Raw genomic sequence first — 21178 nt, 5'->3', positions numbered from 1 at the left:
CAGTTATTGCCCGGCCGTGATGCCAGCCCCGGCGCGGCGCTGGACCAGTGCCGCGGCCGCGACTGGTCCTTCACGGGCGCCCGCAATGCCCCAACCATGCAGGCACGACAGCCAGAAGCGCCCGATTCCAGGAGAGACGGATGATTGAAGTGCAGATCAACGGAGCGCCCGAGCGGCTCCCGGAGGGCATCAGCCTGGCGCAGCTGCTCATCCACTTGCAGCTGCAAGAGCGGCGCCTGGCCATCGAGCACAACCTGGACGTGGTGCCCCGCAGCCAGTACGGCGCGGTGCGCCTGCAACAGGGCGACCGCCTGGAGATCGTCCACGCCATCGGCGGCGGTTGAACGGCAGCCCCCCTCCCCTATCCGACCCGGAGCCCCTATGACCAACGCGACCCCAGTACCCGATCCGCTGCTCATTGCCGGCCAGGCCTTCGCCTCGCGCCTGCTGGTCGGCACCGGCCACTACGCCGACCTGCACGAGACCCGCGCGGCGGTTCAGGCCAGCGCGGCGCAGATCGTCACCTTCGCCGTGCGCCGCAGCAACCTCGGCCAGGACGCCGACCAGCCCAACCTGCTCGATGCCATCGCCCCCGAACGCTATACCCTGCTGCCCAATACCGCCGGCTGCCACACGGCCAAGGATGCGGTGCGCACCTGCCTGCTGGCGCGCGAGCTGCTGGACGGCCACAACCTGGTGAAGCTGGAGGTGCTCGGCGACGCCCAGACCCTCTACCCGGACATCGGCGAGACCCTGGTCGCCGCCCGCCAGCTGGTCGAGCTGGGCTTCGAGGTGATGGTCTACACCAGCGACGATCCGCTGGTGGCGCGGCGCCTGGAAGAGCTCGGCTGCGTAGCGGTGATGCCCCTGGGCGCGCCGATCGGCTCCGGCCTGGGCATCCGCAATCCCTACAACATCCGCCTGATCGTGGAGAACGCCAAGGTACCGGTGATAGTCGATGCCGGCGTCGGCACCGCCTCGGATGCTGCCATCGCCATGGAGCTGGGCTGCGACGGCGTGCTGATGAACACCGCCATCGCCCGTGCCCGCGAACCCGTGCGTATGGCCCAGGCGATGCGCAAGGCGGTCGAGGCCGGGCGCGAGGCCTACCTGGCCGGGCGCATGCCGCGTCGCCTCGGCGGCGACGCCTCCTCCCCCCTGGGCGGACTGTTCCTCTAGCCGCTCGCCAGGACTGCCGCGGGCCCGTGCTCAGGCACCGGGCGCCGGCAGGGCAAAGGCCTCTGCCAGCTGTGCGGCAGCCTCCTGCAGCTGCGGTACGTAGTCGATCAGCTCGTTGAGACTCTTGCGCGCAGTGGGCGCATGGCAAGCCAGGGCCGCCACGCAGTGGCCCTCGGCACTCCTGATCGGCACCGCCACTGCCACCATGCCCCTGACGAACTCTTCGCTGTCGATGCCCACGCCGCGGGCCTGGACGCGGTCCAGCTCGCTCTCCAGCAGGTCGATCTCGGTGATGCTGCGATCGGTCAGCGGCCTCAGCTCGAGCCGCTCGAGCAGCCCGCGGCGACGCGCCGCCGGCATCTCGGCGAGAAACAGCTTGCCACTGGCCGTGCAGTGCAGCGGCACATGGGTGCCGGGCTGGACGTGCAGGCGCAGGGGCTCGCTGGTTTCGACCCGGTCGACATAGATCACCTGATCGCCATCCAAGGCCGTCAGGTTGCAGGTCTCGCCCAGTTCGCGCACCAGTGCTCGCAGCACCAGGCGGTGCCGCTGCAGCACCACCTCGTTGCGCAGCAGTTGCAGCCCCAGACGCCCGGCCCGCGGGCCGAGCAGATAGGTCTTCTCGTCCACCTCGCGCAGCAGATAACCGAGCCGTTCAAGCGCTGCCAGCAGGCGCAGCAGCGTGGCCTTGGGCGCCTCCAGGCGCTCGCTCAGCTGGGCGAGCGACAGCGGCCCATCGGCGGTGGCGACGATCTCCAGCAGCAACAAAGCACGCAGGCTGCGATCCGGGCCGGTGCCGGCATCGCCGGCAGACGCCACAGATGGTTTTGAATCATTTCGTTCCATTACTAAAATTTCCATATCGGCATGAGTATCGAGACAAGCCATTAATTTCCAAGGAAATACCTGGATCATTCAGACAACACAGGGTGAGTGGCCTCATTCCCCCCTCGTGGCTGGCACCACAAAAATGAACCATATCGTTCTACTTTAATCCTGCAGTTCGGTTTCACGACTATAAAAAAAAGAGGATTTCGAATGTCACGCGACTATGACTTCGTCGTTGTCGGTGCCGGTTCCGCCGGTTGTGTGCTGGCGAATCGACTCAGCGAGAACGGACGATACAGCGTTTGCCTGCTCGAGGCCGGACCTGCGGATCGCTATCCGTGGATCCACATCCCGATCGGCTACGCCAAGACCATGTTTCACCCCGTCTACAACTGGGGCTTCTACACCGACCCCGATCCCGGCATGAACGGCCGACGCATCTACTGGCCGCGCGGCCGGGTGCTCGGCGGTTGCAGTTCGATCAACGGGCTGATCTACATCCGCGGCCAGCGCGAGGATTACGATGCCTGGGCCCACGCCGGAAACCAAGGCTGGGGCTGGGACGAGGTGCTACCCTACTTCCGCCGCGCCGAGTGCAACGACCTCGGCCCGGGCCCCACCCGCGGCACCGACGGCCCCCTGTCGGCCTCGAGCATCAAGGCGCGCCACCCGCTCACCGAAGGCTTCATCGCCGCCGCCAACGAGCTCGGCATTCCCCGCATCGAGGACTTTAACGGCGGTGATCAGGAAGGCGTCGGCTATTACCAGCTGACCACCCGCAACGGCCTGCGCTGCAGCACCGCAGTGGCCTACCTGCGCCCCGCCCGGCGCCGCGCGAACCTGACCATCGAATCCCTCGCCCAGGCGGAAAAGGTGCTGTTCGAGGGCAAGCGCGCCGTTGCCGTACGCTACCGCCAGAACGGCCAAGCGCACACCGTGCGGGCCCGGCGCGAGGTGATTCTCAGCGCCGGCGCGCTGCAATCGCCGCAGCTGCTGCAGCTGTCCGGGGTTGGTCCGGCCGAACTGCTCAAGCAGTTCGACATCGCCCCGGTGCACATCCTGCCCGGCGTGGGCGAGAACCTGCAGGACCACCTGCAGATTCGCCTGATCTACGAATGCAACCAGCCCATCACCACCAACGACGATTTGCGCTCGCCATGGCGCAAGCTGCGCATGGGCCTGCAATGGCTGCTGACCCGCAGCGGCCCCTTGGCCATCGGCATCAATCAGGGCGGACTGTTCACCCGGGCGCTGGCGCACAGCCCTACCCCGGACGTCCAGTACCACTTCGGTACCCTCAGCGCCGACTCTGCCGGCGGCAGCGTACACCCGTTCTCCGGCTTCACCATGTCGGTGTGCCAGCTGCGCCCGGAGAGTCGCGGCCATGTGCGCATCACTTCCACCGACCCGCTGCAGCCGCCGTCGATGCAACCCAACTACCTGTCCACCGAGCTGGACCGTCAGACCGTGATCGCGGCGGTGCGCCTGACCCGCCGGCTGGCCGAGACGGGGCCGCTCAAGCGCCTGATCCGCAGCGAGTACCGCCCCGGCAGCGAGCAGCAGAGCGACGAGCAGATCCTCGAATTCTGCCGCCAGTACGGCGCGACCATCTTCCACCCGTCCGGCACCTGCAAGATGGGCAACGACCCCCTCGCGGTGGTCGATGCGCGCCTGCGCGTGCACGGCCTGCAGGGGCTGCGCGTGGTCGATTGCTCGATCATGCCGACCCTGGTCTCGGGCAACACCAATGTCCCGGTGGTGATGATCGCGGAAAAGGCCAGCGCGATGATTCTCGAGGACTGCCTGCAGACCGGTGCCCAGGTGCCCGCGGCAAACGCGGCGACGGCCCCCGAACTGCACACGCTCGCCTCCTAATGGAAGCCTGAAGGGAGCGCGCCACCCGTGCTCACCATCCATACAAAGACAACAATAGGAATACTGACATGTCCACGCCCAACCCCGTGCGCAAGGTCGTTATCGCAAGCGTCATAGGCGCCACCATCGAGTGGTACGACTTCTTCCTCTACGGCGTCGTCGCCGGCATCGTGTTCAACCAGCTGTACTTCCCGGCCGACGACCCGCTGGTGTCGACCATGCTGGCCTACGGCACCTTCGCCGTCGGTTTCCTCAGCCGGCCCATCGGCGGGGTGATCTTCGGTCACTTCGGCGACAAGATCGGCCGCAAGAGCATGCTGGTCATGACCATGATGATCATGGGCGTGGCCACCTTTCTCATCGGCCTGGTGCCCAGCTACGACAGCATCGGCATCTGGGCGCCGCTTCTCCTCCTGCTGCTGCGCATCTTCCAGGGCATCGGCCTGGGCGGCGAATGGGGCGGGGCGGTGCTGATGGCCTTCGAGTACGCGCCCAAGCACCAGCGCGGCTTCTACGCCAGCCTGCCGCAGATCGGCCTGGCCATCGGCCTGTGCCTGGCCTCGGGGGTGGTGGCGATCCTGTCCTACAGCCTGAGCGAGGCCCAGTTCCTCGACTGGGGCTGGCGCATCGCCTTCCTGCTCAGCGCCGCCCTGGTCTTCCTCGGCACCTGGATTCGCCTCAACGTGATGGAGAGCCCGGAGTTCGCCAAGGTCAAGGAAGCCAACGCCGAAGCGGCCATCCCCTTCGTCGACATGATGAAGCGCTATCCGAAGAACGTGTTGGCCGGCATGGGCGCGCGCTATATCGACGGGGTGTTCTTCAACGTGTTCGGCGTGTTCTCCCTCAGCTACCTGACCCAGACGCTCAACCTGCCGCGCTCCGATGCCTTGATCGGGGTGATGGCAGCGGCGGTGGTGATGTGCTTCACCATCCCGCTGTTCGGTGCCCTGTCCGACCGCATCGGCCGCACCCGGGTGTACTTCTGGGGTTCGCTGATCACCGCCATCTCCGCCTTCCCGGCCTTCTGGCTGATGATGACCAGCGGCGGCGACATGTTCATGATCTGGATGGCCATCGTGATCCCCTTCGGCATCTTCTACGCCGCGGTCTATGGCCCGGAAGCCGCGCTCTTCTGCGAGCTGTTCGACGCCAAGGTGCGCTACACCGGGATCTCCTTCGTCTATCAGTTCTCCGGCATCTTCGCCAGCGGCCTGACCCCGATCATCGCCACCGCCCTGATGCGCAGCAGCGACGGCCAACCCTGGAGCACCTGCTTCTACGTGTTGTTCGCTGGCGCCGTCAGTGCTTACTGCGCCTGGTGGATCGGCAAACGCAAGGGCGAGCAGGTGACTCACGAGGAGGTCGGCGTGACCGCCCGCACCGCCACCTCCTGACCGTCCATTCGCTAGACCCTGCCCTTCGCCCGGCACCCTGCCGGCCGAAGGGCTTTTTTTCTTCGCCATGTGCCAATGCCGCGTTGCAAGAACCAGCCTGGAACGCAGGCTTCCACTCGGGAGATCTCCGCCCTACTCCCACTGACTGGCGCCACGGAGCCGGCTCAGCAACCCGCACCACTCCACGCACCATCAGGCACCTCACACCCGCCGCACCAACCGAGCCTGATTGCCGGCCGCCCTCGCAATGTTGTTCGCACCGCCCTGGCGCGAGGCAGCGTGCGTCGCGAGCCCGGCCGTGAATTGCACGGACGTTCGCCGCGCTGTCGACGGCGGCTCGACATCATGCCCGGCAGGCAAGGGGAATAGTGAAGGCGATGAGACGCCTGTTCTGGACCCCGTCGAGCGTCCGCTTAGCCCGGGCCGTGGGTAAGAAGCAGATCCCGCCGATGGGGCGCTGGGGACAGGGCCATACCGCTGATGCTAGACGGGGCATCGAATGTGCTAGTCAGGTCCCGCACCGTATGGAGCGGCCTGTCGGCCCGAATAGCCTTGCCAGGGCCCAGCCCCTGTCGAGCCGCCGAGGCGACGGCTGCGTGATGCGATGAACAAAGCTGGCTGCAGCGAGCGCCCGGACAGCGGCTGGCGATAGCCCGTTGCGATCGCCTCTTGCTCCACTGCCGGGGCAGCGGCTGTGGGGCAAGCGACGGGGCATCGCGGCCGAGACGCCGCGAGCGATGCCACAAGACCGCGGGGCACAACTGAAAACGGCCCACTGGCCAGCCGAACCCGAACCGCCATTGCGACGGTCGATGATTCTGCTGGTCAGCGGGCCATGCGGCCTGGCTGGGATGGGAACGACCCCGCTCCTGGCGGGAGCGAGGCCGCCGGCCTATCAGCCCTCGTAGTTACCGCGCGGACGCAGGTTCTGTGGATCGAAGGCCGGCGCCTTGATTACCCGGGCCGCGCGGCGCTGGCCGAGGATCAGCACGCTGAGCGCAGTACCCACGGCAGCCTGCTCGGCCTGCACATAGGCGAACGCCAGGCTCTTTTGCACGCAGTGTCCGTAGCCGCCGGAGCTGACCACACCGACCACCTGGTCGCCGGCCAGCACCGGCTCGAAGTTGAAGGCATCGGTGCCCTCGACATCGACCTCCAGGTAGGCCAGTTGGACCTTCACGCCCTGCTCGCGCTGTTGTACCAGCGCCTCGCGACCGAGGAAATCGCGGCCCTCGGTCTTGACGAAGAAGCCCAGTTTGGCCTCCAGCGGGGTGTTCTCGCAGGTCAGCTCGTGGCCCCACATCGGATAGGCCTTCTCCAGGCGTAGCGAGTCCATCGCCCGGGTGCCGAAGTTGCGCATGCCGAACTCGGCACCCGCCTCGACCAGGGCATCGTACAGCCCCAGCTGGTACTCGATGGGGTGGTGCAGCTCCCAGCCCAGCTCGCCGACGTAGTTGACCCGCAGGGCCCGTACCGGGGCGCCGGCCACGGCAATTTCCTGGGCACTGAGCCAGGGGAAGGCCGCGTTGCCCAGGTCGCTGGAGGTCAGCTTGCGCAGCACCTCGCGAGCCTTGGGGCCTGCCACGACCAGGGTGCCGTAGCGCGCGGTGAGGTCATCGAGACGCACCGAACCATCGGCCGGCAAGCGGCGACGCAGCTCATCCCAGTCGTGCACCTGGGCGGCGGCGGCACTGATCAGATAGAAACGATCGGCAGCCAGGCGGGTGATGGTGAACTCGCCGAGGATACGCCCTGAGTTGGACACCATGTAGGTCAGGGCAATGCCGCCCACTTCCGCCGGCAGGCGATTGGTCGACAGCCGCTCCAGATAGGCCAAGGCACCCGCCCCCGACACCTCGAACTTGGCGAAGGCCGACAGGTCCAGCAGGCCGACCCGCTCGCGCACCGCGCGGCACTCCTCGCCGACGGTCTCGAACCAGTTGCTGCGGCTGTAGCTCAGCACGTCGCGCGGCTCCATGCCGGCCGGGGCGAACCAGTTGGCGCGTTCCCAGCCGAAGCGGGCACCGAATACCGCGCCATTCTCCTTCAGCCGGCTGTAGATCGGCGTGGTCTTGGCCGGGCGTGCCGCCGGGCGGTTCTCGTACTCGTAGGGCAGGCCGTTGGCGTACTCGTGGGCATACACCTCGGTGGCCTTGGCCACGGTATAGCGCGCATTGGCGTAGTCGCCGAAGCGACGCGGGTCCAGCTCGTTGAGATCGATCTCCGGGTGGCCGTCGAGGATCCACTGCGCCATGAAGTGGCCGGCGCCGCCGCCCTGGACGATGCCGAAGTTGAAGCCGGAGCAGACGAAGTAGTTGTCGAAGCCGGCCACCGGGCCGATCAGCGGGTGACCGTCCGGGGTATAGGTGATCGGGCCGTTGATGACGGTCTGCACGCCGGCCTTTTCCAACAGCGGAATCTGCTCCATGGCCGTGGCGATGATGTCCTCGAGGCGGTCCAGCGAGGGTTCGAACAGCTCCTGGCCGAAGTCCGGCGGCACCCCGTCGGTCCAGCACGGCAGGCCGCCCGGCTCGTAGGGGCCGAGGATGAAGCCGTTGCGCTCCTGGCGCAGGTAGTAGGACACGTCCGGGTCGCGCACCATGGGCAGCTCGCGGCCGCAGTCGGCGACTTCCGACAGGCCTTCGGTCACCAGGTACTGGTGCTCCATCGAGGCGATCGGCAGCTGGTGGCCGATCATCGCGGCGATCTCGTTGGCGCGGAAGCCCGCGGCGTTGACGATGATTTCCGCGGTGATGGTGCCCTTGGCGGTTTCCACCTGCCACAGGCCGTCGGCCGTGCGGCTGATGGCGCTGACCGGGCTGTTGCGGTAGATCTGCGCGCCCAGGTCGCGGGCGCCCTTGGCCATGGCATTGGTCACGCTGGTCGGATCGATGTGGCCGTCGTCCGGATCCCACAGGCCGCCCACCAGGTCGTGGCTCTCGAGGAACGGATGGTACTGCTGCAGCTCCTCCGGCTTGAGCAGCTTGAAGTCCAGGCCGCAGGCGTCGGCCATGCCGGCGACCCGCTGGAACTCCTGGAAACGCTCCTGGGTATGCGCCAGACGCAGCGCGCCGGTCTTGTGATGACCCACCGCTTGCCCGGTCTCGGCTTCCAGGCGCTGATACAAGGCGATGCTGTACTGCTGCAGACGCATCACGTTGAGGCTGGTACTGAAGTGCGGCAGGTTGCCCGCCGCGTGCCAGGTCGAGCCGGCCGTCAACTCGGTACGCTCCACCAGGGCGATGTTGGGGCAACCTCTCTTGGCCAGATGGTAGAGCGTGCTCACCCCGGCAATGCCACCGCCGATCACCAATACTTTTGCATGAGTCATCATGTCTTTCTTCTCCGGAAACGGTCTCAGGAATTCTGTTGAACTGAGGATTAACTGCGGCCTTTGCTCTTCCACGGGATCAGCTTCTGCTCCAGACGGCGCATGCACAGGTCGATCATGAAGCCGACCACGCCCATCAGAATCACCCCCATCAGCACGATGTCGGTGTTCAGATAGCGACTCGCGTTGAGCACCATCCAGCCCACGCCGGACGTGGCGGCGACCATCTCGGCGGCCACCAGGGTGCCCCAGCAGACGCCCATGGCGACGCGCATGCCGGTGAAGATTTCCGGCAGGGCATTGATCAGGATGACGTGGCGCAGGATCTGCCAGCGGCTGGCGCCCAGCGAATAGGCCGCGTGGATCTTCTCGATGGCCACGCTGGCGACGCCGGCGCGGGCGCTGATGACGATGATCGAGAAGGTCGCCAGGAACAGCAGCAGCACCTTGCCGCTGTCGCCGATGCCCATCCAGATGATCACCAGCGGCACATAGGCCAGCGGCGGCACCGGGCGGTAGAACTCGATCAATGGGTCCATCCAGCCCTTGATGACCTTGTTCAGGCCCATGCCGAGGCCCACCGGAATGCCGAACAGGCAACCCAGGCCGAAGCCCGCCAGGACCCGGTACAGGCTGATGCCCAGGTGCTCGGCCAGGGTGTAGCCCTTGTAGCCTTCGGTGGAAATCTGGATGAACTTGTCGAAGACCGCGCTCGGGCTCGGCCAGAACAGCGGCGGAACGATCTCGGCCATGGCCACCAGCTGCCAGACCAGGGCCACGGTCAGCACCGAAATCACCCCGTAGATGGCGCCACCCTGGACCGCGGCCGGGTCGCCGAAGGTGACGGTCTTGCGCTGGGCCAGGCCGTCGGTGTTCCACAGCCGGTACAGGAAAAACATGCGTTTCTTGCTTACATTGGCTTCAGACATGATTCATACCCCTGCTGGCGAGAGCTGCTCTTCCATCGACCAGATCATCTCGAGCACCTCCTCGCGGACCGCGATGAACTCGCGACTGGACTTGATCTCGCGCGGGTTGGCGTCCCGCCCCGCGGCGGCGAACGGCAGCTGAAACTCCTTGACGATATGCCCCGGTCGTGGGGCCATCACCACCAGGCGGGAGCCGAGGAAGATCGCCTCCTCCACGCTGTGGGTGATCACGAACACCATCTTGCGGGTCTCCTGCCAGAGCTTGAGGACCAAGGTCTGCATCTTTTCCCGGGTCAGCGCATCCAGTGCGCCAAGGGGTTCGTCCATCAGGATCACGTCCGGATCGTTGGCCAGGCAGCGGGCCAGCGCCACCCGCTGCTGCATGCCCCCGGACAGGTTGTAGATCGGCGTATCGCGAAAGCCGTTGAGGCCGACCAGGCCGAGCAGCTCGTCGACCTTCGCATCGCATTGGCGGGCATCGACGCCGGCCATGCGCGGACCGAAGTTGATGTTCTCGCCGACGCTGAGCCACTCGAACAGCGCGCCGTGCTGGAACACCATGCCGCGATCCTGGCCCGGCCCGCTGATCTCGCGGCCGTCGACCAGGACCTTGCCCGCGGTCGGGCTCAGGAAGCCGGCGATGATGTTGAGCAGGGTGCTCTTGCCGCAGCCGGATGGACCCAGGACGGTGACGATGTCCTCCTGGCTCATGGAAAAATTGATATTTTCGAGCGCCCTGACCGGCTGGCCATCGCTGCCGTCGTAGGTCATCGACACGCCCTTTACACACAATTCACTCACAGCATTTCCCCTTGCAGACGAATGTCATGGAACCCTTAGGCAGGGCAGGTAACCGGGCCTGATCACGCGCTCGCGTGGTCGAGCCCGGCTGCCGGATGCACTAAGGTGCGGTGGTGTCGGTGTAGTAGCCGGCTTTGACGTAGGGGCTGTAGTCGTCCAGCGCCTTGTCCATTTCGCCGTTGGCGACCATCACATCGGCTACGCCTTTGAGGAAGGTGGGCACGTCCTTGCCCAGCCAGGCGTCGCTGAGCTGCTCTTCGCGCTTGGGGAAGCCGAACTTGGCCATGATCGAGCGGGTCTGCTCCTCGGAGATACCGGCCCTCTTGCTGATGACTGTCGTCGCCTCGGCGGTATTGGCCTGATAGAAGTCGGTGGATTTGTCCACGGTGGCGAGAAACGCGGAGATTTTCTCCGGGTTCTGCCTGGCGAAGTCACGATTGACCACGATCACGTCGAAGACCTTGAGCCCCCAGGACTCCTGTTCCTTGGTGCTGACCAGCAACTCGCCGTCCTTCAGCATGCTGGACAGGGCCGGCTCCCAGCCGCAGCCCATGTCCACGTCGCCACGGGTCATGGCCGCGGCCACATCTGGCGGCGCCATATCGACCACCTTCAGGGTGCCGACATCGACGCCGACGTTTTCGAAGATCTTCAGCATCTTGTAGTGCGACACGGTGCCGAACGGCACGCCGACCGTCTTGCCCTTGAGGTCCAGCGGCGACGCGATACCGCTGCCGTTGCGTACCACGCAGTTGTCGTTCTCCGAATAGGTCACCGCGACCCCGACCAGGTCCAGCGGGGCGCCCTGGGTGACGGCGATCACGAATGGGATGACCCCCATCGAGTAGGCGACCTGCACATCGCCCGAGAGCATCGCCGCCGCCATGGCCGCACCGGTGTCGAACTCACGGAACTGAACATCCATGCCCACTGCTTCGTTGAACCAGCCCTTCTCCTCGCCAACCTGGTGGGTGGTTGGCCAACCCGGGAAGTAGGCGACCGTAAGGTCTTCGGCCTGGGCGTATGCCCCCATCACCAGCGCCAGCATGGAGCCACAAAGGCCCCTGCGCAGCAGCCGGCCAGGGGCGCTGCTCGATTTACGGTGGTAGCTCATAACGTGTTCCTCACTGTTTATATTGTTATCAGAGAGTTCAGTGCGGCAGTTGAAGGCCATGCAGCCACGCCACGAGCAAGAGACTATCAGAAAAAAATAGCTCTAAAATGAAAAATATAAATTTAATTTCACTTTAAGGCCGTGTTTTTATGCTTTTTTTCAATTCATATGAAAAACAACCACTTAGCCTGGCCCATGAGCGACGGGCCTGCGGCCAGGCGCTACAGGGGAAGAGGCTGGGCGGGCAAGTGGAGCCGGCAAAGGCGCTCGAGGGATGGGCCGCTAGACCCGTCGTATCACGCGTGATGGCCAAGAGGAGGGGCGCCAGTGGCGCCCACAGGCAGAGGTACTGGGGATTCGGCAATAGCGGTCAGCGAAGCTCTGGTAGCACCGGCGGTATCGGGGCCCGGTAGCAGCGGCGTTCCGCGCTGGGGGCTCGGGCACACAAGGCTGCGCCCGGTCAGTACTCCACGCCCGTCATCACCCAGATCACCCGGGTCTCGACCTCGCCCGGGTTGTAGATCAGATGCGGCTCATCGCCGGTGATGGCGAAGCTGTCGCCGGGGCCGAGCAGGAAGGTCTGCTGGCCGATCTTCAGCTCCAGGGTGCCGGCCTCGACATAGCCGGCCTCCTCGCCCTTGCGCTGGCGCGGCTCCTTGCCGCCGCTCGCCCCAGGAGCCAGGCGCGTCATGATCAGCAGCAGCTGGCCGCTCAGGCGGGGCGATAGCAGCTCCTCGCGCACCCCGATGCCGGAGAAAGTCATCGAGCGCCGGTGATCGGCGCGCACCAGGTACTCCCGCTCCTCCGTGGGAATTTCATCGTCGCCCTGGAAGAACCAGCTGACCCTGACCCCCAGTATCTCGCTGATCGACTGCAGCACCCCGATCGGCAGGGATGATACGCCGCGCTCGACCTGGCTCAGGTAGCCCACCGACCGGTCCAGTTTCTCCGCCAGGGCTGCGAGGGTTATCCGCTTCGATTTGCGCAGGTCACGGATCTGTCGGCCGATCCGCAGGCTCTCGGGGTCCGTAGCGTTGCCCTTGGCGGGAAGTGACTCTGACATAAGGAATGGATTGCTCTGGGACATTTGAGTGGACAAAGCATAGCAGAAACCCTGCCACATTAAAAAATATGGTTATTTTTTCATGATGAACGACTTATCGGAGGACCACCGTGAAATTGTTACCCGGTAGCCGTCGCGCCCGGCCGCGATGACCGATGACGCCAGCGCGACCGCCCCAGCTGTCGGACTTCAGCCTCCGTAAAGCCGTCATTCGTCCTCGCCAGTGGAGACACCGGGCCGGCCACAGCGTCCCCGGCGATCGCGGCCGACCACCGAAAATCGAGCATCGGAGCTCTTGTCAAGCAGAACGCGTTGGTGCAGCATAGTGAAAAACTAAACAATTATTTCACGAGGGTGTAAAAATGAAAAATACCATCTCCACCGTGGACCCCGATGGCCTCCTCGAATACTCGGTGGTCTATACGGACCGCTCCCTCAACCACATGTCGCAGTCGTTCCAGCGCGTGATGAACGACATTTCCGGCACCCTGAAAGAGGTCTACAACGCTCAGGCCGTAGCGATTGTGCCGGGTAGCGGCACCTTCGGCATGGAGGCGGTGGCCCGCCAGCTGGCCACTGCACAACACTGCCTGGTGATCCGCAATGGCTGGTTCAGCTATCGCTGGACGCAGATCTTCGAGATGGGCGACATACCTGCGGCGACCACCGTGCTCAAGGCCAGGCCGCTGACGGAGCAGCGCCAGGCCGCGTTCGCCCCGCCGCCACTCGAGGAAGTACTCGCCACCATCCGGGCGCAGAAGCCCCAGGTGGTATTCGCCCCCCATGTCGAGACCTCATCGGGAATGATTCTGCCCGATGCCTACCTGCGCGCCGTGGCCGACGCCGTGCACGCCGTCGGCGGCCTGTTCGTGCTGGACTGCATCGCCTCGGGCACCCTGTGGGTCGACATGCAGGCCTGTGGCATCGATGTACTGATCAGCGCACCACAGAAGGGCTGGAGCGGATCGCCCTGCTGCGCGCTGGTGATGCTCAGCCAGCTGGCCGTCGAGCGCGTCAACGCCACCCGGAGCAGCAGCTTCGCCTGCGACCTGAAGAAGTGGCTGCAGATCATGCAGGCCTACGAACAGGGCGGCCATGCCTACCACGCCACCATGCCCAGCGACGCGCTGACCCGTTTCCGCGACGTGATGAAGGAAACCCAGGCCTACGGCTTCGCCACTGTGCGCGCCGAGCAACAGCAGCTCGGCGACCGGGTACGTGCACTGCTGGGCCGCAAGGGCTTCAAGAGTGTCGCCGCACCGGGCTTCGAGGCGCCCGGCGTGGTGGTTTGCTACACCGACGATGGCGATATCAAGAGCGGCAAGAAGTTCGCCGCCCAAGGCCTGCAGATCGCCGCCGGCGTGCCCCTGCAATGCGATGAGCCGAGCGACTTCCAGACCTTCCGCATCGGCCTGTTCGGCCTCGACAAGCTGAACAACATCGAGCGCACCCTGGCGACGCTCGAGCAGGCCCTGGATGGCGTCCTCGACGCCTGAGCGCTGCCCGCCAGCCCGAATCACTACAAGACTGAGGTCGATAACAATGAAAATGGTACCCAGACTTACCCTGGCCGACGCCCAGGTCATCATGCAGGCCTGCGTGCGCAAGGCCAAGGAAATCGCCGTCGACATGGACATCGCCATCACCGACGACGCCGGTCACCTGCTGCTGTTCCAGCGCATGGACAACGCCCGCATCACCAGCATCGACATCGCCATGGGCAAGTCCTTCACCGCCTCCGCCGCCCGCAAATCCACCCGCGCCTACGGCGAGGTGAGCGTGCCCGGCAAGCCGGCCTTCGGCATCAACACCAGCAATCAGGGGCGCTTCTCCATTGTCGCCGGCGGGCTGCCGCTGTTTCTCCACGAACAGATCATCGGCGGCATCGGCTGCAGCTCGGGCACCCCGGACCAGGACGAGCTGGTCGCCCAGGCCGGCGTCGAGGCCTTCCAGGCCTACGTCATCAACTGACCCCTTGCCGGAGATAGCACGCAATGTTCAGCAAACAAGACCAAATCCAGGGCTACGACGACGAACTGCTGGCGGCCATGAACGCCGAAGAAGCGCGTCAGGAGCACCACATCGAGCTGATCGCCTCGGAAAACTACACCAGCAAGCGCATCATGCAGGCCCAGGGCAGCGGCCTGACCAACAAGTACGCCGAAGGCTACCCGGGCAAGCGTTACTACGGCGGTTGCGAGCACGTCGACGTGGTCGAGCAGCTGGCCATCGACCGCGCCAAGCAGCTGTTCGGCGCCGACTTCGCCAACGTCCAGCCGCACTCCGGCTCCTCGGCCAACGCTGCCGTCTACCTGGCCCTGCTCAACGCCAGCGACACCATCCTGGGCATGAGCCTGGCCCACGGCGGTCACCTGACCCACGGTTCCAAGGTCAGCTCCTCCGGCAAGCTGTACAACGCCGTGCAGTACGGCCTGGACACCGCCACCGGGCTGATCGATTACGACGAAGTCGAGCGCCTGGCCGTCGAGCACAAGCCGAAGATGATCGTCGCCGGCTTCAGCGCCTACTCCAAGACCCTGGACTTCCCGCGTTTCCGCGCCATCGCCGACAAGGTCGGTGCGCTGCTGTTCGTCGACATGGCCCACGTCGCCGGCCTGGTCGCCGCCGGATTGTACCCGAACCCGATTCCGTTCGCCGACGTGGTCACCACCACCACCCACAAGACCCTGCGCGGTCCGCGTGGCGGCCTGATCCTGGCCAAGGCCAACCCCGAGATCGAGAAGAAGCTCAACGCCGCGGTCTTCCCCGGTGCCCAGGGCGGCCCGCTGATGCACGTGATCGCGGCCAAGGCGGTGTGCTTCAAGGAAGCGCTGGAGCCTGAGTTCAAGGACTACCAGGCCCAGGTGATCAGGAACGCCCAGGCCATGGCCAAGGTGTTCATCGAGCGCGGCTTCGACGTGGTCTCCGGTGGCACCGACAACCACCTGTTCCTGCTCAGCCTGATTCGCCAGGGCCTGACCGGCAAGGACGCCGACGCCGCCCTGGGCCGCGTGGGCATCACCGTGAACAAGAACTCCGTGCCGAACGACCCGCAGTCGCCGTTCGTCACCTCGGGCCTGCGCATCGGCACCCCGGCCATCACCACCCGCGGCTTCAAGCAAGGCCAGTGCATCGAGCTGGCCGGCTGGATCTGCGACATCCTCGATCGCCTCGGCGATGAGGACGTGGAGGCCCGTGTCGCCACCCTGGTGGCCGACCTCTGCGCGGACTATCCGGTCTACGCCTAGACCGGCAGCACGCAACGCTGTCCGACCGGAGGGCGGGAGAGGTATCGGCTCGCCCTCTCCCAATGCCACAACGTGAGGCCGGCATATGGCTATTAGTCTGTTCGATCTGTTCAAGGTGGGCATAGGGCCCTCGAGTTCCCATACCGTGGGGCCGATGCGCGCGGCGCAGATGTTCGCGCAGCGGCTGCAGAATGACGCGCTGCTCGAGCGCGTGGCACGGGTGAGAACCGTGCTCTACGGTTCGCTCGGCGCCACCGGCAAGGGCCACGGCAGTGGCGCGGCGGTATTGCTCGGGCTGGAGGGGCACGCCCCCGACCTGGTCGAGCCCCAGATCATGGCACCGCGCGCCGAGGCGATTCATGCCGGCGGACGTCTGTTACTGCTGGGCACCCACGAGATCGCCTTCCAGGCCGAGCACGACCTGGTCTTCCATCGCAGCGAATCCCTGCCCTTTCATCCCAATGGCATGATCTGTACGGCCTTCGATGAGGCCGGCCACGAGCTGTGCCGCAAGACCTACTACTCGGTCGGCGGCGGTTTCATCGTCGGCGAGGACACCGTCGGCGCCGGCGTCATACAGGCCGCGACAGTGCCCCTGGTGCACGACTACAAGTCGGCGGACCAGCTGCTGAAGATCTGCCAGGACACGGGCCTGTCGATCGCCGAGGTAACCCTGGAGAACGAGAAGCTGTGGCGCAGCGAAGAGGAGATCCGCCGCGAAATCCTGGCGCTCTGGCAGGTCATGCAGGACTGCGTCAAACAGGGCATCCAGAACGAGGGCATCCTCCCCGGCGGGTTGAAGGTCAAGCGTCGGGCCGCCGCCTGGCACCGGGACCTGAAGGACCGCAAACGCATGGACCTGATCACCCCGTCCCTCGGTGCCATGGACTGGGTCAACCTCTATGCCCTGGCGGTGAATGAAGAGAACGCGGCGGGTGGGCGTATCGTCACCGCACCGACCAACGGCGCCGCCGGCATCATTCCCGCCGTGTTGCACTACTACGTCAACTTCTGCCCAAACTCCAACGAGGATGGCGTGATCCGCTTCTTCCTCGCGGCCTCGGCCATCGGTTTTCTGTTCAAGGCCAAGGCCTCGATTTCCGGCGCCGAAGTGGGCTGCCAGGGCGAAGTCGGCTCTGCCTGCGCCATGGCGGCAGCGGGGCTCGCCGAGGCCGTCGGCGCCACCCCGCAGCAGGTGGAGAACGCCGCCGAGATCGGCATGGAACACAACCTCGGCCTGACCTGCGACCCGGTCGGCGGCCTAGTCCAGGTACCCTGCATCGAGCGCAATGCCATGGCCGCCATGAAGGCCATCAATGCCGCGTCCATGGCCCTGCGCGGCGACGGCCATCACTTCGTCTCCCTGGACAAGGTCATCAAGACCATGCGCGACACCGGCCGGGACATGCTCGACAAGTACAAGGAGACCTCCCGCGGCGGTCTCGCGGTCAACGTCATCGAGTGCTGATTGACCCGCGTCCTGGGTTCGCGGCGGCAGGGACGCCGCCTTCCTGTCCAGGTCGCAATCAGGAAAGACAACCCCCTCCCCGCTATCCCCTCCTGCGCACAACTCAATCTATCCGCTCACCGGCCTCTCACGCTGACCTAAGTGCCTAACGAAAGCCACTGGCCAGCATCCTTCCAATTGCGCCGGGCCCCACTAATGACCAGGGCCCGGCAAAAAAAAAAAAAGCACGAACCCGTGTTCGTGCCTTCAGGAAAGAGCGGCCTGCAAAGCTGTCCGCCTCCCCCAGCGCACCCGCAGGCGCAAGAGGCAGCAGCACGGAGAACCCTCACATGTTCGGATAGCAGGGACCGCCGCCGCCCTCCGGCGCCACCCAACGAATGTTCTGGGCCGGGTCCTTGATGTCGCATGTCTTGCAGTGCAGGCAGTTCTGCGCGTTGATCTGCAAGCGCTTTCCGGCCTCCTCCTCGATCACCTCATAGACCCCCGCCGGGCAGTAACGCTGCGCCGGTTCGAGATAACGCGGCAGGTTGTGCTGCATCGGCACATCCGGGTCCAGTAGCTGCAAATGGCAGGGCTGATCCTCGACATGGTTGGTGTTGGACAGGAACACCGAAGACAGCTTGTCGAAACTCAGCACGCCATCCGGTTTCGGATAGACGATCCGCGGGCAGAGCGCCGCCTGCTTCATCTGCGCATGGTCGGGCAGCGGGTCGCGCAGGCGGATCGGCAACTTGCCACCGAACAGGTTCTGGTCGATGAAGTTGAACGCGCCCCCCAGCACGGGGCCGAACTTGTGCAGCGCCGGACCGAAGTTGCGGCTGGCATGCAGCTCCTGGTACAGCCAGCTGGCCTCGAAGCGCTCGGTATAGGCCGTCAGCTCGTTGCCACCGCCATCGCCCTGGCGCAGCGCCTCAAACACCACCTCGGCGGCCAGCATCCCCGACTTCATCGCCGTATGGGTGCCCTTGATCTTGGCGAAATTCAGGGTGCCGGCGTTGCAGCCGATCAGCAGCCCGCCCGGGAAGGTCATTTTCGGCAGGGCATTGAAACCACCCTTGGCAATGGCTCGCGCACCATAGGCGACGCGCTTGCCGCCCTCCAGATACTGGGCCAGCGCCGGGTGATGCTTGAGCCGTTGGAACTCATCGAAGGGGCTGACGTGCGGGTTCGAATAATTCAGGTCGACGATCAGGCCGACCACCACCTGATGGTTGTCGCCATGGTAGAGAAAGAAACCGCCCGATGTGCCATCGCTGAGCGGCCAGCCGGTGCCATGCAGGACCAATCCGGGGCTGTGCTTGCTCGGTTCGATGTCCCACAGTTCCTTGATCCCCAGGCCGTAGTGCTGGCTGTCGGCGTCTCGGTCCAGTTCGAAGCGCTGATACAGCGACTTGCCCAGGTGTCCGCGACAGCCCTCGGCGAACAGGGTGTACTTGGCATGCAGCTCCATGCCCGGCATGTAGCCGTCGCTGGCCTGGCCGTCGCGCCCAACGCCCATGTCGCCGGTGGCGATGCCCTTGACCGAGCCATCCTCGCGGTACAGCACCTCGCTGGCCGCGAAGCCGGGGAAGATTTCCACGCCCAGGGCTTCGGCCTGCTCGGCCAACCAGCGGCACAGATTGCCCAGGCTGATGATGTAGTTGCCCGCATTGTGCAGGGTTTTCGGTACCATCCAGTTGGGCAGCTGCAGCGCACGCTGCTGGTCGCGCAGCAGCAGGATCCTGTCCTGCGAAACCTGGGTGTGCAGCGGTGCGCCGCGCTCGGCCCAGTCGGGAAACAGCTCATCGAGTGCACGGGGCTCCAGGATCGCCCCCGAGAGGATATGGGCGCCTACCTCCGAACCCTTCTCGACCACACAGACGCTCAATTCCTGCCCCGCGGCCTGCGCCTGCTGCATCAGCTTGCAGGCGGCGGCCAGACCCGACGGACCGGCACCGACAATGACAACATCGAACTCCATGGATTCACGCGCAGTCTGGCTCACGAAAATGTTCCTTGTTGTTATGGCTAACCGCGACCGGCGCGGCTAGCGGATTGACTTGGCTGCGAGAAAGTCTGCGCAGGGGCAGGCCGCCGCTGCGCGCCAGGACGCGCAGTGGAAAGACTGCCTCGAGGTCTCGAGCGCCGCTGGCGGCGCGTTAGCGGGTACGCTGCCTGGCGGCGCTCAGGGTATTGCGCAACAGGCAAGCCACGGTCATCGGCCCGATGCCGCCGGGCACCGGCGTCAGCGCGCCGGCCACCCGCGAAGCCGCGGCGAAGTCGACATCGCCGACCAGCTGCGACTGTCCCTGCGCATCCTCGACCCGGTTGATACCCACATCCAACACCGTCGCGCCCGGTTTGATGTGCTCGCTGCCGATCAGCCCCGGGCGACCGACCGCCACCACCAGGATGTCGGCCTGACGGCACTCCTCGGCCATGTTGCGGCTGCGCGAGTGCACGGTGGTGACCGTGCAGCTGGCATTGAGCAGCAGTTGCGCCATCGGTTTGCCGACGATATTGGAGCGCCCGACCACCACCGCCTTGAGGCCGGAGAGATCGCCGAGGCGATCCTGCAACAGCAGCAGGCAACCCAGTGGGGTACAAGGCACCATCACCGGCTGCCCGGCGCTCAAGCGCCCGACGTTGTAGGGATGAAAGCCGTCGACATCCTTGGCCGGGGCGATGGCCTCGATCACCGCCGCCTCGCTGATCCCGGCCGGCAACGGCAGCTGCACCAGGATCCCGTCGACGCGATCGTCGCGGTTGAGCGAGTCGATCAGGGCCAGCAACTCGGCCTCGCCGGTATCGGCCGGCAGCAGGTGCTGAAAGGAGGCGATGCCCACCTCCGCGGCCTGACGCATCTTGGTGCGCACATAGACCTGACTGGCCGGATCGCTGCCGACCAGAACCACCGCCAGACCGGGCTGGCGCCCCAGGTCACGGGTAAAGCCCGCCGCCCCCTCAGTCACTTCGCCACGCAGCTTCGCCGCGAAAGCCTTGCCGTCGATTCGCTCGGACGCGACTGCAGTCGGGTGGATTTCGGTTGCCAGATCGCTCATCGGTGCAAGTCCTCTATCTTAGAAAACGACGGTGCGCAGACCGTTCTGGAACACGCGGTGGGACACGTGATACTTCACCGCCCGGGCCAGCGCCTGGGCTTCCATGTCGCGGCCAATCTGGGTCAGGCGCAAGGCATCGTGGGAATGGTTCACCCGATCGACCATCTGCTCGATGATCGGCCCCTCGTCGAGGTCGCCGGTGACGTAATGCGCCGTCGCCCCGATCAGCTTCACGCCGCGGTCATAGGCCTGGTAATAGGGCTTGGCGCCCTTGAAACCCGGCAGGAAGGAGTGGTGAATGTTGATGCAGCGCCCGGCCAACTTCTTGCTCAGTTCGTCGGACAGCACCTGCATGTAGCGCGCTAAAACTACCAGCTCGGTGCCGGTGCCTTCGATGATCTCCAGCAGGCGGGCCTCCTGCTCCGGCTTGGTTTCCTTGGTCACCGGCAGGTGGATGTACTCGATGTCTTCGTGCTCGGCCATCCCCCGCAGGTCTTCGTGGTTGGAGACGATGGCGGTGATGTCTATCGGCAGCTCGCCGGTCGCCCGACGGTAGAGCAGATCGCGCAGACAATGGTCGTACTTCGACACCATGATCAGCACCTTTGCGCGATGGGCTGCATCGTGGATCTCCCAATCCATCTCGAAGCGCAGCGCGGTGACCTCGAAAGCCGCCTTCAGCTGCTCGACGCTGAAGGTGCGTTCACCTTCGAAGACGAACTCGATAGTGGAGAAGAAGCGACCGGAGTCCAGGTCGTCGAACTGGTGCAACTCCTTGATGAAGCATCCCCGGTCGGCCATGAAATTGCCGATGGCCGCGACGATGCCGGCGCGCCCCGGGCAGGAAACCTTGAGGATATACGAGGGTTTGTTCTTCATATCGATTCTCTTCTGACTCGCACGGGTT

General features: G+C 65.2%; 17 protein-coding genes. 8 read left to right on the top strand and 9 right to left on the bottom strand.

Annotation, left to right across the window (positions count from 1 at the left end; genetic code table 11):
- Positions 1 to 143: 143 nt before the first annotated feature.
- Complete coding sequence (gene thiS, locus ACSX1D_RS09290; RefSeq protein WP_439862294.1) at positions 144 to 344, top strand: sulfur carrier protein ThiS; 201 nt, start codon at positions 144 to 146, stop codon at positions 342 to 344.
- A gap of 37 nt (positions 345 to 381) precedes the next feature.
- Positions 382 to 1179, top strand: coding sequence for a thiazole synthase (locus ACSX1D_RS09285; protein WP_439861955.1), 798 nt, complete (start codon positions 382 to 384; stop codon positions 1177 to 1179).
- 30 nt (positions 1180 to 1209) lie between these two features.
- On the opposite strand, the gene ACSX1D_RS09280 is transcribed toward ACSX1D_RS09285, so the two are convergent.
- On the bottom strand, positions 1210 to 2025 hold the full coding sequence (locus ACSX1D_RS09280) for an IclR family transcriptional regulator (RefSeq protein WP_439861954.1): 816 nt from the start codon (positions 2023 to 2025) through the stop codon (positions 1210 to 1212).
- A gap of 192 nt (positions 2026 to 2217) precedes the next feature.
- Between ACSX1D_RS09280 and ACSX1D_RS09275 the strand changes: the two genes are divergently transcribed.
- Positions 2218 to 3882: a GMC family oxidoreductase gene (locus ACSX1D_RS09275; protein ID WP_439861953.1), complete on the top strand. Its 1665-nt coding sequence runs from the start codon at positions 2218 to 2220 to the stop codon at positions 3880 to 3882.
- Positions 3883 to 3950: 68 nt separating this feature from the next.
- A complete protein-coding gene (locus tag ACSX1D_RS09270; RefSeq protein WP_439861952.1) occupies positions 3951 to 5276 on the top strand; it encodes an MFS transporter in 1326 nt (441 codons plus the stop codon).
- An 895-nt stretch (positions 5277 to 6171) separates the two neighbouring features.
- On the opposite strand, the gene ACSX1D_RS09265 is transcribed toward ACSX1D_RS09270, so the two are convergent.
- The 5 genes from ACSX1D_RS09265 to ACSX1D_RS09245 form a co-directional block, all read right to left on the bottom strand.
- On the bottom strand, positions 6172 to 8610 hold the full coding sequence (locus ACSX1D_RS09265) for a GcvT family protein (protein WP_439861951.1): 2439 nt from the start codon (positions 8608 to 8610) through the stop codon (positions 6172 to 6174).
- Between the two features lie 47 nt (positions 8611 to 8657).
- Positions 8658 to 9536: an ABC transporter permease gene (locus tag ACSX1D_RS09260; protein ID WP_439861950.1), complete on the bottom strand. Its 879-nt coding sequence runs from the start codon at positions 9534 to 9536 to the stop codon at positions 8658 to 8660.
- Positions 9537 to 9539: 3 nt separating this feature from the next.
- Positions 9540 to 10307, bottom strand: a complete 768-nt coding sequence (locus ACSX1D_RS09255) for a taurine ABC transporter ATP-binding protein (RefSeq protein WP_439862293.1) — start codon at positions 10305 to 10307, stop codon at positions 9540 to 9542.
- Between the two features lie 130 nt (positions 10308 to 10437).
- Positions 10438 to 11451 carry a taurine ABC transporter substrate-binding protein gene (locus ACSX1D_RS09250; RefSeq protein ID WP_439861949.1) on the bottom strand — a complete coding sequence of 338 codons (1014 nt, stop codon included), beginning with the start codon at positions 11449 to 11451 and terminating at the stop codon, positions 10438 to 10440.
- 460 nt (positions 11452 to 11911) lie between these two features.
- Positions 11912 to 12514 (bottom strand): helix-turn-helix domain-containing protein, encoded by a 603-nt coding sequence (locus ACSX1D_RS09245; protein ID WP_439861948.1) that lies wholly within the window; start codon positions 12512 to 12514, stop codon positions 11912 to 11914.
- A 362-nt stretch (positions 12515 to 12876) separates the two neighbouring features.
- Here ACSX1D_RS09245 and ACSX1D_RS09240 point away from each other — a divergent pair, with 362 nt between their 5' ends.
- The 4 genes from ACSX1D_RS09240 (at position 12877) to ACSX1D_RS09225 (ending at position 17230) form a co-directional block, all read left to right on the top strand.
- Positions 12877 to 14010 (top strand): aminotransferase class V-fold PLP-dependent enzyme, encoded by a 1134-nt coding sequence (locus ACSX1D_RS09240; protein WP_439861947.1) that lies wholly within the window; start codon positions 12877 to 12879, stop codon positions 14008 to 14010.
- A 46-nt stretch (positions 14011 to 14056) separates the two neighbouring features.
- A complete protein-coding gene (locus ACSX1D_RS09235) occupies positions 14057 to 14485 on the top strand; it encodes a GlcG/HbpS family heme-binding protein (protein ID WP_439861946.1) in 429 nt (142 codons plus the stop codon).
- A 23-nt stretch (positions 14486 to 14508) separates the two neighbouring features.
- Complete coding sequence (glyA, locus tag ACSX1D_RS09230) at positions 14509 to 15762, top strand: serine hydroxymethyltransferase (RefSeq protein WP_439861945.1); 1254 nt, start codon at positions 14509 to 14511, stop codon at positions 15760 to 15762.
- An 85-nt stretch (positions 15763 to 15847) separates the two neighbouring features.
- Positions 15848 to 17230, top strand: a complete 1383-nt coding sequence (locus ACSX1D_RS09225) for an L-serine ammonia-lyase (protein WP_439861944.1) — start codon at positions 15848 to 15850, stop codon at positions 17228 to 17230.
- 325 nt (positions 17231 to 17555) lie between these two features.
- Here the strand turns inward: ACSX1D_RS09225 and ACSX1D_RS09220 are convergent, their stop codons facing one another.
- The 3 genes from ACSX1D_RS09220 to purU all read right to left on the bottom strand — a co-directional run bounded on the left by ACSX1D_RS09220 (position 17556) and on the right by purU (position 21150).
- A complete protein-coding gene (locus tag ACSX1D_RS09220; RefSeq protein WP_439862292.1) occupies positions 17556 to 19190 on the bottom strand; it encodes an electron transfer flavoprotein-ubiquinone oxidoreductase in 1635 nt (544 codons plus the stop codon).
- A gap of 178 nt (positions 19191 to 19368) precedes the next feature.
- Positions 19369 to 20271 (bottom strand): bifunctional methylenetetrahydrofolate dehydrogenase/methenyltetrahydrofolate cyclohydrolase FolD, encoded by a 903-nt coding sequence (gene folD, locus ACSX1D_RS09215; protein WP_439861943.1) that lies wholly within the window; start codon positions 20269 to 20271, stop codon positions 19369 to 19371.
- 18 nt (positions 20272 to 20289) lie between these two features.
- Entirely contained in the window at positions 20290 to 21150 is an 861-nt protein-coding gene (gene purU / locus ACSX1D_RS09210; RefSeq protein ID WP_439861942.1) for a formyltetrahydrofolate deformylase, read from the bottom strand.
- Positions 21151 to 21178 lie beyond the last annotated feature (28 nt).

Origin of the sequence: Pseudomonas sp. MBLB4136 (assembly GCF_051904765.1) — a bacterium.
In the GTDB taxonomy this organism is placed as follows: domain Bacteria; phylum Pseudomonadota; class Gammaproteobacteria; order Pseudomonadales; family Pseudomonadaceae; genus Aquipseudomonas.
The sequence above is the reverse complement of the archived record's forward strand: the minus strand, read 5'-3'. Positions and strand labels throughout refer to the sequence as shown.

Coding starts and splice junctions, on each gene's coding strand:
- ACSX1D_RS09250 (WP_439861949.1), bottom strand. CDS start 11,451: ATGAGCTACCACCGTAAATCGAGCAGCGCCCCTGGCCGGCTGCTGCGC.
- ACSX1D_RS09240 (WP_439861947.1), top strand. CDS start 12,877: ATGAAAAATACCATCTCCACCGTGGACCCCGATGGCCTCCTCGAATAC.
- ACSX1D_RS09275 (WP_439861953.1), top strand. CDS start 2,218: ATGTCACGCGACTATGACTTCGTCGTTGTCGGTGCCGGTTCCGCCGGT.
- ACSX1D_RS09270 (WP_439861952.1), top strand. CDS start 3,951: ATGTCCACGCCCAACCCCGTGCGCAAGGTCGTTATCGCAAGCGTCATA.
- ACSX1D_RS09285 (WP_439861955.1), top strand. CDS start 382: ATGACCAACGCGACCCCAGTACCCGATCCGCTGCTCATTGCCGGCCAG.
- ACSX1D_RS09245 (WP_439861948.1), bottom strand. CDS start 12,514: ATGTCAGAGTCACTTCCCGCCAAGGGCAACGCTACGGACCCCGAGAGC.
- folD (WP_439861943.1), bottom strand. CDS start 20,271: ATGAGCGATCTGGCAACCGAAATCCACCCGACTGCAGTCGCGTCCGAG.
- ACSX1D_RS09265 (WP_439861951.1), bottom strand. CDS start 8,610: ATGATGACTCATGCAAAAGTATTGGTGATCGGCGGTGGCATTGCCGGG.
- ACSX1D_RS09255 (WP_439862293.1), bottom strand. CDS start 10,307: ATGACCTACGACGGCAGCGATGGCCAGCCGGTCAGGGCGCTCGAAAAT.
- purU (WP_439861942.1), bottom strand. CDS start 21,150: ATGAAGAACAAACCCTCGTATATCCTCAAGGTTTCCTGCCCGGGGCGC.
- ACSX1D_RS09280 (WP_439861954.1), bottom strand. CDS start 2,025: ATGGAACGAAATGATTCAAAACCATCTGTGGCGTCTGCCGGCGATGCC.
- glyA (WP_439861945.1), top strand. CDS start 14,509: ATGTTCAGCAAACAAGACCAAATCCAGGGCTACGACGACGAACTGCTG.
- ACSX1D_RS09260 (WP_439861950.1), bottom strand. CDS start 9,536: ATGTCTGAAGCCAATGTAAGCAAGAAACGCATGTTTTTCCTGTACCGG.
- ACSX1D_RS09220 (WP_439862292.1), bottom strand. CDS start 19,190: ATGGAGTTCGATGTTGTCATTGTCGGTGCCGGTCCGTCGGGTCTGGCC.
- ACSX1D_RS09225 (WP_439861944.1), top strand. CDS start 15,848: ATGGCTATTAGTCTGTTCGATCTGTTCAAGGTGGGCATAGGGCCCTCG.
- ACSX1D_RS09235 (WP_439861946.1), top strand. CDS start 14,057: ATGAAAATGGTACCCAGACTTACCCTGGCCGACGCCCAGGTCATCATG.